The following is a 15,989-nucleotide window of genomic DNA, read 5'->3' as shown; positions in this document are numbered from 1 at the left end:
AAAACCAGAAAAACCCTGACCCCGCTTCAATCGGTAGTCAGAGTTTGAAGGCATGTGATCCAGACATGTTACCGGGATGATCCAGATTAACTCTGAATCACGGCATTTTTATTCCCCGTAAATCTCTTTGACCCGTTCTTCCTCATTCGTAGACAACAGAACATTAAGCAACCCCATGGCATTATTGGCATCGGTTCTCGTCGTCTTATACATCTCGGCAAACGCCGCTTCATCCTGCTCCGGGTCCATTGCAGCAAGCTTGCCCCACGACGTGCGGGCTTTGTCGTATAACGTACTCAACGTGATGTCACGCGGATGTTGTGCAACAGGTGCCATGGATTCAAATTTCGCTGTGACCCTGAAGAAATCCTTGGAATCTTGGAACGATGTACTATTATAATCCTTATTTTTCATCGCATCTTCGGTAATCAGCAGACCTTCACGGGCGATAAACAGTGTTTTCACCATGGCACGCTCCAGATTGGTTGCTTCTTCCCAAGTTACATAAGATTCATCAGGTGCTTGTACGGTTGTGAAAAAAGGAAAGGCATCATCAATCAACCGCTGCGAATCGGAGTGAATCGGCACCCCTGCATTCATGTCCACAACGGCATCGCTATAATTAGCGACATTAATATTTTTTGAACCTTCCTCACTAACTCGACGTACTGGATGATCTGTAAGCGGGATACGGATATAACCGAGTTTATCGGCATACTGCTGCTTCAACTCTTCCAGTGTGGAGTCCTTTCCAATCTTGCCATCATTAGTGGAAGAAGATTCTTCTGTAGTTGAACCTGTCTGCTCACTCCCATTCGAATCGGTTGCTGCGGTTTCTGTTACGGCAGTATTCGAGCTGCTTGTCTCTGACGAAGCGACTTTTGTACCGGAAGCAGACTCCGGCGATGACGTCTCCTTCGCTCCACCACCACAAGCTGTCAGAATCGCTGCCAAACCAAACATGACTGTGAACGTCTTTATCGTATAATTCCATTGCATCGTATAATCTTCCCCTTATCCTATGTATATTCCTGAGAACCATTAACCTCTGCTCCAAGACTCGAACACTTACTTACAAAAATATCCTTTCATATAACATGCTTGATTCACACAATTGGACATGGTCTACATTCTATCATAAGTTAAAAATCGGTTGTATACGACGATATACCTGTGTCTAAAGCCTTTTACTATGCCCACATTAACTACCACCGCAGCACAAAAACACTGTCGCCCGTATGGACAACAGTGTTCGTGAAACGTAATTATTTAATCCCTTTAGCCTTCTCCATATGCTCTGACCGAATCTGAGGGTCTGTCGAATTGACCGATGATAACAGAGCGTAGATCGCCTGAATATCTTTCTCTTGAAATACGGTTTCAGGAACCTCACTCTCAAGTCGTTCCGTCTTCCGCTGAATCGTTTCCACCAATTCATGATCGTAGATGATCAGTTCATCCGAATTCACATACCTCACAGCAGGATCAACACTGATGCGGCAACGGTTGGTGAAGGTCACCATGGAGACGAGACGTACTCTTTTGTAGTCTCCGAGGTGTGCATGGATGGCTTCCACATGTGCACGATGCTGCATGAGTGGATTGTACATTTTGACCCGGCTGCTGCTGACCGACCAATTGGCCTCTCTTCTTCCGCCGCGAATCTCACCTGTCGTCAGATTTCGGGTTTCGATCACAAAGATTGCCCGCGGACCGATTACAACATGATCAATCTGCGAATAACCGGAGCGTGACTTCGGATTGGTAACGAGCAGGTCGTTCAGCACTTTATATTGACTTGGAAGACCTATCAGCTGATCTGCTGTACTGGGCTCCTCCGGCTGGCGTGTCCAATCCCCTTCCGCTTTTTTCTTGCGCTTACTACGGACCATACGCGGGGGAATGGTTGTCGTTGATGGTAACGCTGAAGCGGAGGCTGTAATCTGGTTCGCAAGTTCTGGTTGTGTCTTGAACAGAGACAGGATTTTCTTGAACATGGGCAAGCTCCGTTCTATTATAGTGTGGGTTACGGGTGACCATTACAGGAGGAATAACATCCTTTGACACATTCATTATGTAAACTTCTATTACTTATGTCGGATAAAGCGGGGTAAAAATAAAGGGAAAACGATCAAAATCTCTCCAATACGCAAAGTACATATGAACATTTAACCAATTTTGTGACTTTAGACGCATAACCAAGTTGCAAAATTGAAAAAAAACAGCGTATCTTTTCTGAATCGAAAAAGAATTACGCTGTTGTTCTCTTGGATGTTAAGCCTGAAGATAATAGGTGTAGAGTACCTGTGTACCTTTCTCATCCAGACCATTATTCGCTATTTCCTGATACAGGGATTCGGCCAGAGCCAGCCCGGGCGTTTTCATACCCATCGCTTTTGCAGACTCCAGTGCAATTCCCATGTCTTTGATAAAATGTTTCACATAGAATCCAGGCTCATAATCGCCTGCGATCATGCGCGGACCGAGATTGCTGAGCGACCAGCTTCCGGCTGCACCGGTAGCAATGCTCTTCAGCACGGTCTCCGCGTCCAGACCAGACGTCTTGGCATAGGCAATTGCTTCGCATACGCCCATCATGCCAGAGGCAATGGCAATCTGGTTGCACATTTTGGTATGCTGCCCTGCTCCCGCCTTGCCTTGCAGCACAATGTTGGTGCCCATCTGCTCAAACAACGGACGAACGGCTTCAAAGGCCTCCGAACTACCCCCAACCATAATGGACAGCTTCGCGTTCTGCGCTCCGATATCACCGCCCGATACAGGCGCGTCCAGTGCATGCAGTCCTTTGGTTTCCGCAGCTTCAAAGATTCGTGCAGCCAGTAACGGACTTGAGGTCGTCATATCAATCAGATATGAACCCGGTTTGGCATTGGCTACGAGCCCATCCTCACCGAGATAAATCTCCTCTACATCCTTCGGATACCCCACCATCGTGATGATTACATTACACGCGGCAGCCAGTTTGCCTGGTGTATCATGCCATACGGCACCTTCCTTCACCAATGCTTCCGCTTTGGCAGCAGTTCGCGTGTACACATGCAGCGGATACCCTGCTCTCTGGATGTGCCCAGCCATACTTTTACCCATCACGCCTGTACCAATAAAGCCAACTTTTGTCTCTCCAGGTGCCTTAGTCGTTATTGTCATCGTAGGTTTCCTCCCTATTTCTCTATGCCTCGCTCAGTGCTTTTCTTCGACATTGCTATATCTGTATGTTAAAGCTTTCTGCTGAGTCCGTCCATATCGGTTGCAGCTTTCTGTGAAAAAATCTGAAAAAGGAATCAACTTCCTGTGTGCTGTACAACCTAACGGAAACTTCCTTCATTGGAAAGGAGGATTCGCATGAGTCGTGAAAAAGGTCAGATTACCATCTGGTTGTCCTTTTCCATCATTTTATTAAGTGCCGGATTGGTCTGCCATGTCTTGTCCATTCCAGGAATTCTCGAAGCAGCAGGCAGGGATGGATGGTTGTCTGTCGTGGCGGCTGGCCCTTTTTTCATGTTGTTTCTATGTATGATGTACATCATTATTCGGCGTGTACGTGGACAGCGATTAACAGATTGGATTACGCGAGAATTCGGTGCTGTTCCTTCATGGATCTTCCGGATCTCCGCTTCCATTCTACTGTTCACGCTTGGCACACATACGTTGTATGAGACAACCAACTGGACCGTGTCTACATATCTTCAATTCACACCTCCCTATGTTCTGGCCGGTGGCGGAGCACTGGTTGCCGCATGGGCGGCAGCTAAAGGTATACGCTCCATTGCGATGACTTCCAGTCTTCTACTGCCTTTTGTAGTTCTGCTCGGTTATTTTGTAATGTCCGCCAATATGAAATATAAAGACTACAGCCTATTGTTCCCGATCATGGAAAACGGCATGGGGCCCGTGTGGCGGGGTATGATCTACTCTCTTGCCGGACTTATGGAGATCTGGATCCTCATGTTATTCCAACATGAAGTCAGAGGCAAAATTCGGTGGTGGTATATTCTGATCCTCGGCGTTTTCATGCTCAGTATGGCTATCGGACCAACCATCGGAGCCATCGTGGAATTCGGACCTGAAGAAGCAGCAAAACAACGAAACAGTCCCTATGAGCAATGGAAACTTGTGAATATCGGCAAGCTGCTGCAACACGTTGATTTTTTGTCTATCTATCAGTGGCTCAGTGGTTCCTTCGCAAGGGTCTCTATATCCATGTATCTCATTGTGGATCTGCTGAATTTCCGAAGACCGAAGAAACGATATATCGCGATTCTCACCATCACCGTCATCATGAGCTTCATGGCGATGCAATGGTGGCGCATTGATTACGTCGACTATTATGTGGATCATATTCAGTTCCCGGTCATGCTCGCTTATGTATCCATCGTTACCGTAATATTGACCATTGCCGCATTAATCCATAAAAAAGACAAGGAGGCTCCCGAACGTGCCGATCTCAACCCAGCCCAAGAATAATCCTGACGTTGAACCGTTCCGAATGAACGAACATAACCTGAATACCTTTTTTGCCGGATCTGACGACGTCATCATCAATAGTCACATGATCGGAGAATCTCCGATGCAGATACTTATGGCCTATTGCAGCGGTATGGTAGACAGTGAAGCGATCTATGATATTATTCTTCCGGAACTCAAACGAACGTATGAGCACACCCATTTTGTTCGTACATCCGACATCGAAAAGTGTATCAATCTGCAATGGAATCGAATGGATCTGCAAGACCCGGCATATGGCACCGAACTAATGTCTCTCCGTGTTTTTGAAGGTCATATGTTAGTCTGTATACCATCCCTTCAAGCCATGTGGAGTATTGATATATCTAATATCCCTACTCGGACACCGGAGGAATCGACCACCGAAGTTTCGATCCGCGGGGCAAGAGATGGGTTCATTGAACCACTTGCCGTCAATGTTGCCTTGATACGTACCCGTCTGCGTACGAACCAGCTGGCCTGTAATATCGAACTGATCGGTTCACGTTCTGCAACCAAGGTAGCCCTGATGTATATCAAGAATATCGCGAACCCGGAGCTAATCGAAGACGTCCAGGATCGGTTGCGTAAGATTGAGACCGAACGCATCTTGACCGCCAATGAACTGGAAGAATTGCTGTCCCCTTCGAAGATTACTTTGTTTCCCGTCACTCATTATACGGGCAGGCCTGACTTTGCTGCAGAATGTCTCCTGAACGGACGTTTTATCCTCATTGTCGACGGTAATCCCAGCGCTATTATTGGGCCAGTCAATCTGTTTCTTTTGCTCAAATCACCGGAGGATGCCAGCTTTCCCTTCTTGGCTGTGAACGTAGGACGGATGCTGCGCTTTCTTGGCCTGATGATCACCGTGTTCCTGCCCGGATTCTATATTGCGCTGACATCCTTTCATATGGATCAGATCCCCTTTCCTCTAGTCGCGACGATCTCGGTTGGACGCATGGGACTTCCGATGGAATCGGGAATGGAGATGTTTCTCATTATGCTGCTGATGGAGCTGTTCCGTGAGGCAGGGGTACGTTTGCCAAGTGCCATCGGCCAGACATTAACTGTCGTTGGAGGTCTGATTATCGGAGATTCCGCCATTCGAGCCGGCATGGTCTCTCCCCTCATGATTGTCATCATCGCAGTTACCGTCGTAGCTGGAGCAACCATTGTGAATCAGGTCATGACCAGTTCTGTGCTGATCCTGCGGTTCCTTTGTTTTGTCTTGGGAGCTTCCCTCGGCATCTATGGGTTCATCCTGTCGTTGATTCTGTTCCTCATCTACCTGACCGATCTCAAATCATTTGGCATTCCGTATCTCACGCCGTTAACACCACTTCATTTCAAACAAGCGATAGCTTCATTATTCAAACTGCCAAAGGGGTTAGGTAAACGAAGACCCGTCTATCTTGAGACTCAAGAACCGCGTAAGAAAGGAAACGGACGATGAAACACTTGTTACAGCGATATCTGCTGGGTCTGTTAAGCCTATCGATGTGTGTGATGACGAGTGGATGCTGGAGTGCCTTTGAGATTCAACAGGTAGACTACGCCAACGCATTTGGCATTGATTACAAAGACGGCATGTATCACCTGTATGTACAAACGCTGGATTTTGCCAGTGTCGCCAAAAGTGAAAATTCAACAAAAAGTGCAGATACACCCCCTGTATGGGTCGGACATGCCGAAGGGAAAACTATGAGTCTGGCGCTGAACGAGCTGTTCCGCACGGCTCAATTACACATGGCTTGGGGGCATGTGACGGCCATCGTTATGGCCGAAGGTGTGCTAACCAGCAAACACATCAAAGAAGTATTTGACATGCTGGGACGGTTTCCAGAATCCCGTTATACAACCTGGGTGTATGGAACACGAGAGCCTCTGGAGAAAATCCTGAGTGCAACGTCCATCTATAATATGTCGCCACTGGACAGCATTCTTCACAATCCACTCCCCACGTACATGGAAGAATCGTTATACCCGCCTGTGCTTAGCTTTAAGCTCATTGCAACACATAATGATCCGGCTACAACAACGTATCTGCCGAGTATTGCATTGAACGATACCCAGTGGGCTGAGAATGAGAAGAAACATGATTTGTTTCTGGTGGAAGGGGCCTTTTTCGAGAAGACTGGCTATGACTTTGAATACTTTCCACGCAGTCAGCTTCCCGGTTATCATTGGCTAATCAAAGACATGCGGCGTGCTCCCTTGCTTGTGCAGAAGGATGGAACGATCTATGGGGCACTCAGTGTAGGATTGCCAAAGATCAAAATTAAACCTGTCATTCATGGAGAAAACGTTACGTTCAACATTGACGCCCAATACCTCACTGCCCTGTACGAATACCTGGTGCCCACCTCGTATGAAGAGATGATCCAGATTAGTGAAGTGAAGTTGCGCGAGCAGATCATGCAGACCTATCGTCACGGCCTTGAGCGTGGTGTGGATATTTACGGTCTTCAGGAGAAGCTGTATCGCAAGAATCCGAAACTCTGGCGAAAGTTATCAAACAATGGCAGCAAGATGATGCTTACGGAAGACTCGATTCAGGATCTGAAAATCCACCTCACCATCCCGTATACAGGGAAATATAAACGGAAAGTATAGCAAGAACGCGAAACATCCCTTGTCCGTCTGGAGCCGGATAAGGGATGTTTATGTAGATGGATGTCGTTCGTTTGCAGATGGGATCATGCGGATCTATGACTGCGAAGTTTCCATTCCATCAGCCAGCCTGTCAGTATTGAGAAAGACAAGCCGAACAGCAGGATTGGCACGTTGTAAAACAGTGTGTTCGTGTATTGGTTCAGCCAACCAAAACGGTATACTGCCGAATTCGGATCATTCGTAAATCCATTGAGTTGCATGCGTAAGTCATTGATGATACGTAACTCCAGAAAGACTGACAACACACACACAGTAGGAGAGTAACCAGGGGTACACAAACATGCTCCCTTCCTCCCCATCGCTGACGCTGATCATATAACCACCATTTGGACAAAGGTGCCGTCCAGATACATAGAATAAGAAAGGTCAGAAGAGATGGAGCTAACACTAGAAGTCCCAGGTTACCGTTACCAGACACGCCTCTACCGGGCTCATGCTGGAAGGTTAACCCCTGTACAGCACCAATCATAAGTACGTTCCAGATGAGGAAGATGAAGTATGGCTTGTTGATTCTTTTGATGCGACTCATATTTGCTTCCCCCTAATATAATGCATTACCCGCAACCGAGTAGTCAGGATTAAGGTCTGAGGAATGAGCACAAAGACAATATACATAAGTACAATTAACCATAGATGTGCCGCAAAATGTTCTGCACCGAACGATGGTTTCGGACGCTCGATGAAATACCACCAACACGGGATGGCAATAAACCATGTCAATCCCGTCGAGACGAACAAGTCTTTCACATCGCTCCACAGGAAGCAGAACAGCGCGACAAACAAAATGGGACCCGTCCACGAATCCAATATCGGGCCCCAGCTCTGGAAGACAAAGATAATGGCAGGATATAGAAGATTGATGGTCCAGCGCCATATCAAATTGTTATAGATATACATAATTCCCCCCAGTTCGGAAAATAAGGACGATTAATAAGGGTACTGAGCTTTGCGTCGATCTTCGCGGTCGGCCTCTTCCATCTTCCTTATATATTGTTTTAATTGTTCTTTGTGTGCTTCTAACTCTGCTAATTTGGATGTAGTTCCTTCAAGAAATGTCGACATTTTTGCAGACAACTGTACTGCAGACTCCCCCTTCCAATCGTGCAGTCTTCCATATATGTTTCGCATCTGCTGTTCCTGTTGAATCAAGCGTTGCTGCAACTGTTCACACTGCTGGATCGCTCTTCTCAAATCTGACAGAGAGACAGATATTCTCCCCATATGTACACCTCCTGTAGTTCATTGCAACTAAACTATTATCGATCTGCCAGAACAAAATCCTGTCTTTTTCGTTCGATATAATCTGCGATCTCTGTAATGGATTCTTGGTACCACCGATTGACCCGCTCCAACGTTGCTGTAGCATCATAGGCAATGGGTGTAAAGGACTGGCTCTCACTTGTTGATATATGCGCTTGAAACATCTGGATTGAAGAGCGCGCATCATTGGCAAAACCATGTAGACTATCCCGCATCTGTCTGGAAGCATGTCCAAGCTCCTCAGGTGTTAGCTGAATGGTGCTTCCGTGTTGGTCGCCAACATAGTACGCTGAGTTCTGTCTATTCATATCGACTGGGCTGATTCCTAGTAATGCTGCCGCAAGTTGGCCAAAACCTCCCATAGCAGAACCATGCTTCTCGACAAGCATATTCATCGCTTCCTTAAACTCTTCTCTTGCCTTCATCATCTCTGAATAATTTTCTACTCTAGGCTGACCATCCACACGTCGCCCATCTATCGTATACAATGTATTACTTATGTTCCCTTTCTCATCGAATGTAAAATGATCCATACTATGTGTTCTCTGACCCACTAGCATGGAATCCAAAAACTTAGATAGTACACTTTGTTCTCCGGATATAGACGGAACACGAATAAATTCAAACGACCACTTGTTACCAAACAATCTTTGTTCCCACCACGTCTCCCGAGGTGCCGGTAAGAACATGGGGATGGTCTCGTATCGATTAGCATCTTCAAAAGTCGAATTGATATAATAAGTAGCACCGACATGCTGCTCAGCATTCTTCACACCAGAACCCACAGAATCCCCTGGATGGACATAGGCCACATTCGTTTTCAGATAATCTCCGTTCCGAACCTTTTCTTGTAAATCATCAGGAAGTAAATGCACAATACTTGGCGGATTATAACTAGCTGACGATATTCCATTACGAATCGCCACATATTCCGCCTGAGCACCTCCCAACGAGTGTCCAGTCGTTGATATATCAGCTTCTGGGTACTCCTCCTTCACTTTATCAAAGAGGTTCATTGCCTGAACAAATTGATTATTCTGATACCTAGACTCAGCCTCAATAAAAGGCATTTGTTTATGCAGAGGTAGCGAGGCAATCTCTTCCTTATATTGCTCCATATAATTGTGAGTTTCCTCCAAATTCTTGGTTCGATTACCCACAACATCATTTAAATCAGTCTCCCAGTCTGTTAGTACACTCCATTTGGGACGATCAGGTGGTTCAGTTCCTCTATAACCAATAATAACTTGATTATTATCCTCATTGTAAAACACTGAAGCATCAAATCCCGAACCATTCGTATCGTGGAGTATTGCTCCCTTCGGTTCAACTATTGTCCAACCTGGAAGATTTTCATTTTTATATCCGGATGATGGTAATTCTCGTATGTATACCTCATCAGCAATGGTCCAATAGGTCTTATCATTTATGTATGTCATGATACCCCACCTTGTCTATTACAATAATTTGTATTAAAGTGTCTTTAGAGTTTATTTCCATAAAAGGAGAATTAACGCTTATGCAAATAAAGCCTATAGCTCTGACCGTACTTATTTTTCTATTCTTATTAGGAGGATGTTCAAGTATGTCTACCTCAGAGAAGCAAAGTATTGTAGAAACAGCTAAACCAATAAGTGTTCAGTACATAAAGAAATACTATAATGCGGACTTTATTGTAACGAGTCACGATATTGATGATCCTTCCATTCATTCACGTCTATATCTATACGGTCATATAACGGGACATGAGGATGAAAGTATCACAGTTTCCTATAACTACGACTCACAGGAGGTTATCAGTGTACAAGGACCAGGCTGGTTTATCGATAGTCGAAATCCAAAAAAGGAAGTACCTTCTTCCCCAGAAAAAACAGCAAAGTAATATACCAATGTTAATGTTTCATTAGAAATGACCTGGAGAAAACGTCCAGGTCTCTTTTTTTGCAGTTGTTAGACGTAGTTTATTTGTAACAATTTACCTGTATTTATATCCATTTATTATAAATCAATATCTACACACCCGAAAACACATGCCTGCAAAAATAAGTAGAAAGTCTGTAATTTGAGTTTAAATAGCAAATAATAATGAATCCTTCTAGGCCATTTTTACCAGATAAAATCAGTGATATGCTTAATTATGGGACAGAAATGAAGAGAAGAAGCATGATTTTGGATATTATAGCTCATACTACCTTCAGGAAAATTATCGAAGGAGTGACAGCATGAGGTTAAAAAGTATCATCGCCGTTGGAGCCGTGTTAACCTGCTCATCTCTGTTATGGGGCTGTGGTAATGGCACTGCGAACAATGCTTCCCAGCAACAGAATGACACCGTTCGGTCGGAGAGTTGGAGCGATCCCAAACGACTGGAAGCTTCCCATCTTGAGGCGCTTGAACGTATGGAGAAAGACCATATTCACCGAATGGTTTCGCTTAGTGCAAGTACAGATGGAGACAAAGTAATGACCACACTTGAACGGTCGAGCCAAAAGTTGGAGGAAATGAGACCGCTCGCCGAAATGCTCCAACATGAAGGACATCCGGCATTATTACAGCGAATCCAGGACATGTCCGGTGATATCCAAGGTTCCAAATCCGTCATTGCTGCGATGAAAAATCTGCCTCAGGACGGTAAAATTAAGATTCAGTCCGAGAATTCTGATTCCTTGCATCACATCAGCAGCTTCCGCGATTACCACCAGTATATTCAAGAGAAAATTCAAACATTGAACAGGAATACTACTGATATACACTAATCAGTTATAGCACTGCTTACCCAAGGAAAGTAAAGAGTTAGGTAGGAGGATCACTTCCTATCTGACTCTTTACTTATGAGCAGATTTAGACAATTACTGTATCTTACTGCAACCTTCCATGAATCGTACGTATCTTCTGTTCCTGTTGTATCAGTCGTTGCTGATCAGCGATTACGAAATCTTCTCTCCTTCATACAAATTAAGATAGGGCAGTTCCGAAATTTCCTTATATGTTTTATCAGTTATATAGGTATCCATAAAAACTCTTCTCTGTTTACTGATCTAAAAAGTTAAAGTATATTATAATGTGTTAAGTTAACATATATAGGAGGTTAAAGATTATTTTTAAAAATATTCAATTTGTATCTTTTATACTTATAATCTTATCCCTTATATTGGGAGGATGTAACTCTATAACGAATCAAGACAAGATTATTGAAGAAGCCACTCAAGTGGGTCATCAATACTTCATTAATCACTATAATACTAAAGTGGAATTCATTGATCATAAATTTATGCCGAAAGATCTTAGCCACAATATTAGTTTGAGTGGACATGTTAAAGATCATAAGGAAACCGAAATCACTATCCTAATTGATTATGATACATTTGAAGTTCAAACAGCTGTTGTACCGAAAGAGTTACTCGACAAGAAAATCAAATAAGTTCCAACAAGGTGTGGTAGATGTGCTCAATAAAAAATATCGCACACTTCTAACGCTATTAATAATGATTGGTTTAAGTATCACTGTATTTTGTGCTTGTATGTCCAACGAGCAAAAAGAAATTGTACACAAAGCGGAGATCGCAAGCCAAGTTTATTTTAAGGAAATCTATGGAATTAATATTGAGTTTACAGGCCACAAATTCATTCCATCTGACTTGTCTCATACAGTATCACTGACAGGTTACGTAAAAGGGAATAAAACTCAAGAAATATTTGCAATGGTGGATTATGATACTTATGAAGTCAAAACAGGCTCAGCACCTGATGACATCAAACCTCTTAAGTAGATGTATGAGCCTAAAAGAATTGATAGTACCCAAGAGCCTTGTAGAGATGCATGGCTCTTGGGTCAGATCAGTTGTACTTCGTTATATGCAAAAGGTTAGACAGTGACGAGTAATCCTCCCCCCCTCACTGTCTAACCTCACCTCTCTGCTACTCACTCGCACCCAGATACGTCAGTAACGCCGCCAGCGTCATCACAATAAAGATGTGAATCCATACGTTCGCAGCTCCATACGTCATGTTGAAAAACCCCAAATAGGTGAACGAGTCACCTCCGTGACTCACCAATTGGAATATAAGTAGCATACACAGCAGAATACTGAATACGACCACTGTCAGCGCTCCGGCTTTTACCCTTCGCTCCTCATCCATCCGAAAAATCAACAAAGCACCAAATACGATCGCAATAAAAAACACAATAAATAACATACGGGGTCCATCCTCCTTATCTCTCTAGCTGTCCACTACTCTACCCATAGAGATACCCAGATGAACATGCTAAATAACAGGACTGGTGCAAGTGCACCTGTGGCTAAGATGATCCAAAGTGTCACGGGTTTGATCTTTTGACAGTATGCATCAACCTTGCGCATTCGATCTTTGCGCCACTTGGCGAACCTGAGCTGTTTGATCATCCGACTCAGAACTATTTGGCGCTGCTCACCCTCTTCGAATTCATCGATCGCACGCCGCAACTCCTCGTATAATTGAGCCTCTTCCTGACCAGCCACTGTAGGTGTACTCATCTGACCCTTCCTCCCATAAGAACATTATTGAGATATAGCCACTACTTAGATAACACAATACAGACCTTCAAGGTTTGAAGTTTTAAAAAAAAATGAACAACCCAAAAAGCCCGGGCATAGCCCGGACTTCGCAGAATCATGTTAGAACTATTTAACTGAGTGCTATTTAGCCCGCGTTAGCGATCAATGCATTCAGACATACTGCGCCTTGTGCACGCACATTAACGACAATGATTGGCGTTTCCAGCATGTCGTGCATCCATGACATATACTCTTCTACTTTTTCGTTTGGAAGGATCGTCAGAATAACCCCTGCGAATCCACCACCATGAATACGACAAGCGCCATCACCCAGGTTTTGCAGATAATTCTCGGTCAGTGCCAGCGCGATGCCAATCTCTTGTTCCTTCACAGCACCACTCTGATATACATTCTGCAACCACTTCCATGACGAGTTACCAGACGCCGTAATCAGTTTCAAGAAATCAGCAAAACGTCCATCACGCAACGCCTGAACCTGACCATCGACACGATTGTTTTCCTCCAGGAAATGAAGCGCACGCAGCACGGCACGATCCCCAGCAGCTTCACGAACCTTCTTGAGGTTGGCATAGATGGCGTCTGCAGTAATTTCCCGAACATACTCACTGCCCAGTGCCTGAGCAACCGCTCTCATCTCATATGGCACAGCAGCGTAATCTTCTGTCAGATCAGCGTGGTTACCGCCCGTATTCACAATGACCAATGAGTAGCCGTTTTGTTGGAAATCCCACTGAACAGGCTCGATGACTGGCTGTGCAGGATTTTCAAAATCAATAGCAATGAGTCCGCCGTACGCACAAGCCATCTGATCCAGCAGACCGGAAGGTTTGTTCCAATAGTGATTCTCCGCATACTGACCAATTTTGGCCAAGGTTACAACATCCAGTGCTCCATCGTTATAGAAATGATTCAAAATCGTACAGATCAGCATCTCAAATGATGCCGAGGAACTCACTCCTGATGCCGAGAACACATTACTTGAGAGGTACGCCTGGAAGCCGCCTACCTTATATCCGAATTCTCCAAATCCCGCAGCCATACCACGAATTAATGCAGTTGTGCCATCGTCTTCCGTATTTGGCGTAAGATTCGTGAGATCGATTACATATTTCTTGTCATAACCTTCTGAGTAAAACGTAATAACGGAATCCGCAGTTGGTGCTGCCACTGCAATCGTATCCAGCGTAATGCTGCCTGCCAGCACTTTACCATGGTTATGATCCGTATGATTGCCGCCAATCTCGCTGCGTCCTGCTGCGCTGAACAACTTGCTTCCCTCTTGCGCGCCAAAGTACTCTTCAAACGTTGCGTTCAGCTTTGTGTAACGTGCGGTCTGTTCCTCTACTTGTGATTGTCCATACATTTGGGCAAGCAACGCTTGGCCCTCCGTGGATTGGATCAGATTCAATGGTTGTGTCGTCATTCATAATCCTCCTATGGATATGCAGCTGTTATTTTTAGACTGTTGGTGAACATGGTTGTTGTGTCTGTTTCATGCCTTATTCCTCTCCCATTATCTCAGCTTCGTAGCTGAAAAGGTAGGGTAGAATTGAAAGTTTGTAAGCGTTTTGTGAAGTTATTTATTGTAAAAATAGGATTGAAAACCATTTTACAATAACTTAAATTTGATTTAAGTGAAAACACATTATTTTCCAACCTCAATGTTGCTATGCTATACATCTTATTGGTGGAGGGAACGATGAAAATCAAGTCGAACTATACCAAGTTATTCGGTGCATTTTCGCTTACATTTTTGGGTGATGGACTTACACTGGCTGCGGTTCCTTGGCTCATATCAACCCTTACGAGCGATACGCTGTATGCCTCCGTCACGATGACGGCACTTCGTTTACCCTGGCTTCTCTTCAGTCTACCCGTGGGTGTCCTCATCGACCGTTACTCACGCAAACATATGCTGATTGGGGCAGGCTTTACTCGAATGATCCTTCTACTTGCTCTGACGTTATGCATCTGGGGAGGATGGGTGAGCATTCCGATTCTGGCTCCGTTCATGTTTGGAATTGGCCTTAGCCGAGTCGTATTCGACAGTACAGTGCAGACGGTCATCCCACAACTTGTAGATGAAAGTAAATTGGAGAAAGCGAACGGGCAATTCACCGCGGGACAGTTAATCACGAGTGATATTCTGGGCGTTGCTCTGGGAGGATTTATCATAACCCTGCATATTGTTTTTCCTTTTGCCATAGACGCTGTAACGGCTGTTATTGCTCTGCTCTTTTTGATCAGTTTGAAGGGAAACTTCTACCCAGGGGATACGGAAACAACCAAGAAGGAAACTCGCCCGATGAAGAATTGGAAACGCGAGATGTGGTCCGGTATTCAATATGTCTATCATGATCGTTTTCTCCGCGGACTAGCGATTCTGTCTGTCACCATTACGCTGATGTATTCGATCATTCTGGCTACTCAGATCTTTTTTGTACGAGATGTGCTTCAGTTGGATGCTTTTGCATTCGGTATTCTCATCTCCATTGCAACCATTGGTAGCATTGTAGGGAGCCAAGCTGTTGCTTATATGCGCAAGAAATGGAGTACAAAACAATTGATCACCTCCTCCATTTTGTGCATGGGAATTATCTACGGTGTGGTGGGTCTAACCACAAATGCGTATATGGTAGGTAGTCTGTACTTCTGTGCTGCATTTTTCATCATTGTCTACAATGTTACCCGTTCCTCCATCCTGCAACGTTCCGTTCCTAATGAGATGCTTGGCCGGGTTGGAAGTGTGTTTCGCTTTCTAACCTTTGGCATTAGTGCCATTGGTACGCTTCTCGGCGGATTATTGGTGCGGGTTAGTGAAACGACGTTCGACCGCGTATTCTCGCTGCAACTCCCTTATCTCTTGTTAAGCCTGATCTATATCCTGTCTGGTCTGATATTCGCAATGAAGATGCAGAATCATTCTGAGAGCCAGCAGCGTAACATCAACGCTTGACTGTTACGTTAGGTCATACTTGATAATGATCTCAAGCT

17 protein-coding genes are annotated in these 15,989 nt (G+C 44.7%); 7 read left to right on the top strand and 10 right to left on the bottom strand.

Translation table 11 applies throughout. The features are described 5' to 3' along the window. Positions 1 to 108: 108 nt before the first annotated feature. The 3 genes from MKZ13_RS05050 to MKZ13_RS05040 all read right to left on the bottom strand — a co-directional run bounded on the left by MKZ13_RS05050 (position 109) and on the right by MKZ13_RS05040 (position 3,168). Complete coding sequence (locus MKZ13_RS05050) at positions 109 to 999, bottom strand: hypothetical protein (RefSeq protein WP_339182359.1); 891 nt, start codon at positions 997 to 999, stop codon at positions 109 to 111. A 266-nt stretch (positions 1,000 to 1,265) separates the two neighbouring features. Further along, on the bottom strand, positions 1,266 to 1,997 hold the full coding sequence (locus tag MKZ13_RS05045; protein WP_036606252.1) for a nuclease-related domain-containing protein: 732 nt from the start codon (positions 1,995 to 1,997) through the stop codon (positions 1,266 to 1,268). A 277-nt stretch (positions 1,998 to 2,274) separates the two neighbouring features. Then, the gene (locus MKZ13_RS05040) at positions 2,275 to 3,168 is read right to left on the bottom strand and encodes an NAD(P)-dependent oxidoreductase (protein WP_339182357.1); all 894 of its coding nucleotides are present in this window, start codon (positions 3,166 to 3,168) and stop codon (positions 2,275 to 2,277) included. Positions 3,169 to 3,363: 195 nt separating this feature from the next. Here MKZ13_RS05040 and MKZ13_RS05035 point away from each other — a divergent pair, with 195 nt between their 5' ends. Genes MKZ13_RS05035 through MKZ13_RS05025 form a run of 3 tightly spaced genes read left to right on the top strand, consistent with a single transcriptional unit; the run spans position 3,364 to position 7,119 of the window. Continuing rightward, positions 3,364 to 4,485, top strand: coding sequence for an endospore germination permease (locus tag MKZ13_RS05035; protein WP_339182354.1), 1,122 nt, complete (start codon positions 3,364 to 3,366; stop codon positions 4,483 to 4,485). Then, the gene (locus tag MKZ13_RS05030; RefSeq protein ID WP_339182353.1) at positions 4,457 to 5,959 is read left to right on the top strand and encodes a spore germination protein; all 1,503 of its coding nucleotides are present in this window, start codon (positions 4,457 to 4,459) and stop codon (positions 5,957 to 5,959) included. The genes MKZ13_RS05035 and MKZ13_RS05030 overlap by 29 nt, the downstream gene beginning before the upstream one ends. Then, a complete protein-coding gene (locus MKZ13_RS05025; RefSeq protein WP_339182350.1) occupies positions 5,956 to 7,119 on the top strand; it encodes a Ger(x)C family spore germination protein in 1,164 nt (387 codons plus the stop codon). Before MKZ13_RS05030 ends, MKZ13_RS05025 begins: the two co-directional genes overlap by 4 nt. A gap of 83 nt (positions 7,120 to 7,202) precedes the next feature. Here MKZ13_RS05025 and MKZ13_RS05020 read toward each other — a convergent pair whose 3' ends face one another. The 4 genes from MKZ13_RS05020 to MKZ13_RS05005 all read right to left on the bottom strand — a co-directional run bounded on the left by MKZ13_RS05020 (position 7,203) and on the right by MKZ13_RS05005 (position 9,878). After that, complete coding sequence (locus MKZ13_RS05020; RefSeq protein WP_339182347.1) at positions 7,203 to 7,424, bottom strand: hypothetical protein; 222 nt, start codon at positions 7,422 to 7,424, stop codon at positions 7,203 to 7,205. 280 nt (positions 7,425 to 7,704) lie between these two features. Beyond that, positions 7,705 to 8,076 (bottom strand): hypothetical protein, encoded by a 372-nt coding sequence (locus MKZ13_RS05015; RefSeq protein WP_339182345.1) that lies wholly within the window; start codon positions 8,074 to 8,076, stop codon positions 7,705 to 7,707. A gap of 30 nt (positions 8,077 to 8,106) precedes the next feature. Continuing rightward, entirely contained in the window at positions 8,107 to 8,400 is a 294-nt protein-coding gene (locus tag MKZ13_RS05010) for a hypothetical protein (RefSeq protein WP_100526553.1), read from the bottom strand. Between the two features lie 35 nt (positions 8,401 to 8,435). Beyond that, positions 8,436 to 9,878, bottom strand: coding sequence for a hypothetical protein (locus MKZ13_RS05005; protein WP_221818907.1), 1,443 nt, complete (start codon positions 9,876 to 9,878; stop codon positions 8,436 to 8,438). Between the two features lie 146 nt (positions 9,879 to 10,024). Between MKZ13_RS05005 and MKZ13_RS05000 the strand changes: the two genes are divergently transcribed. The 3 genes from MKZ13_RS05000 to MKZ13_RS04990 all read left to right on the top strand — a co-directional run bounded on the left by MKZ13_RS05000 (position 10,025) and on the right by MKZ13_RS04990 (position 12,209). After that, on the top strand, positions 10,025 to 10,321 hold the full coding sequence (locus MKZ13_RS05000; RefSeq protein WP_339182339.1) for a hypothetical protein: 297 nt from the start codon (positions 10,025 to 10,027) through the stop codon (positions 10,319 to 10,321). A gap of 340 nt (positions 10,322 to 10,661) precedes the next feature. Then, complete coding sequence (locus MKZ13_RS04995; RefSeq protein WP_339182335.1) at positions 10,662 to 11,195, top strand: hypothetical protein; 534 nt, start codon at positions 10,662 to 10,664, stop codon at positions 11,193 to 11,195. 687 nt (positions 11,196 to 11,882) lie between these two features. Further along, the gene (locus MKZ13_RS04990) at positions 11,883 to 12,209 is read left to right on the top strand and encodes a hypothetical protein (protein ID WP_339182332.1); all 327 of its coding nucleotides are present in this window, start codon (positions 11,883 to 11,885) and stop codon (positions 12,207 to 12,209) included. Positions 12,210 to 12,357: 148 nt separating this feature from the next. Here the strand turns inward: MKZ13_RS04990 and MKZ13_RS04985 are convergent, their stop codons facing one another. The 3 genes from MKZ13_RS04985 to MKZ13_RS04975 all read right to left on the bottom strand — a co-directional run bounded on the left by MKZ13_RS04985 (position 12,358) and on the right by MKZ13_RS04975 (position 14,418). Then, positions 12,358 to 12,636, bottom strand: coding sequence for a hypothetical protein (locus tag MKZ13_RS04985; RefSeq protein WP_100526547.1), 279 nt, complete (start codon positions 12,634 to 12,636; stop codon positions 12,358 to 12,360). Positions 12,637 to 12,671: 35 nt separating this feature from the next. Then, positions 12,672 to 12,953 (bottom strand): hypothetical protein, encoded by a 282-nt coding sequence (locus tag MKZ13_RS04980; protein WP_221818905.1) that lies wholly within the window; start codon positions 12,951 to 12,953, stop codon positions 12,672 to 12,674. Between the two features lie 166 nt (positions 12,954 to 13,119). Further along, a complete protein-coding gene (locus tag MKZ13_RS04975) occupies positions 13,120 to 14,418 on the bottom strand; it encodes a galactokinase family protein (protein ID WP_339182328.1) in 1,299 nt (432 codons plus the stop codon). A 276-nt stretch (positions 14,419 to 14,694) separates the two neighbouring features. Between MKZ13_RS04975 and MKZ13_RS04970 the strand changes: the two genes are divergently transcribed. Then, positions 14,695 to 15,951: an MFS transporter gene (locus MKZ13_RS04970; RefSeq protein WP_339182326.1), complete on the top strand. Its 1,257-nt coding sequence runs from the start codon at positions 14,695 to 14,697 to the stop codon at positions 15,949 to 15,951. Positions 15,952 to 15,989 lie beyond the last annotated feature (38 nt).

The sequence above is a fragment of the Paenibacillus sp. FSL R5-0701 genome, from assembly GCF_037973995.1.
Taxonomy (GTDB): domain Bacteria; phylum Bacillota; class Bacilli; order Paenibacillales; family Paenibacillaceae; genus Paenibacillus.
This window is presented reverse-complemented; position numbering and strand designations above follow the sequence as displayed.

Bases quoted from the DNA above. Each gene is read 5' to 3' on its own strand.
- MKZ13_RS04980 (WP_221818905.1), bottom strand. From the start codon at position 12,953: ATGAGTACACCTACAGTGGCTGGTCAGGAAGAGGCTCAATTATACGAG.
- MKZ13_RS05035 (WP_339182354.1), top strand. From the start codon at position 3,364: ATGAGTCGTGAAAAAGGTCAGATTACCATCTGGTTGTCCTTTTCCATC.
- MKZ13_RS05010 (WP_100526553.1), bottom strand. From the start codon at position 8,400: ATGGGGAGAATATCTGTCTCTCTGTCAGATTTGAGAAGAGCGATCCAG.
- MKZ13_RS05025 (WP_339182350.1), top strand. From the start codon at position 5,956: ATGAAACACTTGTTACAGCGATATCTGCTGGGTCTGTTAAGCCTATCG.
- MKZ13_RS04985 (WP_100526547.1), bottom strand. From the start codon at position 12,636: ATGTTATTTATTGTGTTTTTTATTGCGATCGTATTTGGTGCTTTGTTG.
- MKZ13_RS05050 (WP_339182359.1), bottom strand. From the start codon at position 999: ATGCAATGGAATTATACGATAAAGACGTTCACAGTCATGTTTGGTTTG.
- MKZ13_RS04975 (WP_339182328.1), bottom strand. From the start codon at position 14,418: ATGACGACACAACCATTGAATCTGATCCAATCCACGGAGGGCCAAGCG.
- MKZ13_RS05045 (WP_036606252.1), bottom strand. From the start codon at position 1,997: ATGTTCAAGAAAATCCTGTCTCTGTTCAAGACACAACCAGAACTTGCG.
- MKZ13_RS05040 (WP_339182357.1), bottom strand. From the start codon at position 3,168: ATGACAATAACGACTAAGGCACCTGGAGAGACAAAAGTTGGCTTTATT.
- MKZ13_RS05000 (WP_339182339.1), top strand. From the start codon at position 10,025: ATGTCTACCTCAGAGAAGCAAAGTATTGTAGAAACAGCTAAACCAATA.
- MKZ13_RS04995 (WP_339182335.1), top strand. From the start codon at position 10,662: ATGAGGTTAAAAAGTATCATCGCCGTTGGAGCCGTGTTAACCTGCTCA.
- MKZ13_RS05005 (WP_221818907.1), bottom strand. From the start codon at position 9,878: ATGACATACATAAATGATAAGACCTATTGGACCATTGCTGATGAGGTA.
- MKZ13_RS04970 (WP_339182326.1), top strand. From the start codon at position 14,695: ATGAAAATCAAGTCGAACTATACCAAGTTATTCGGTGCATTTTCGCTT.
- MKZ13_RS05015 (WP_339182345.1), bottom strand. From the start codon at position 8,076: ATGTATATCTATAACAATTTGATATGGCGCTGGACCATCAATCTTCTA.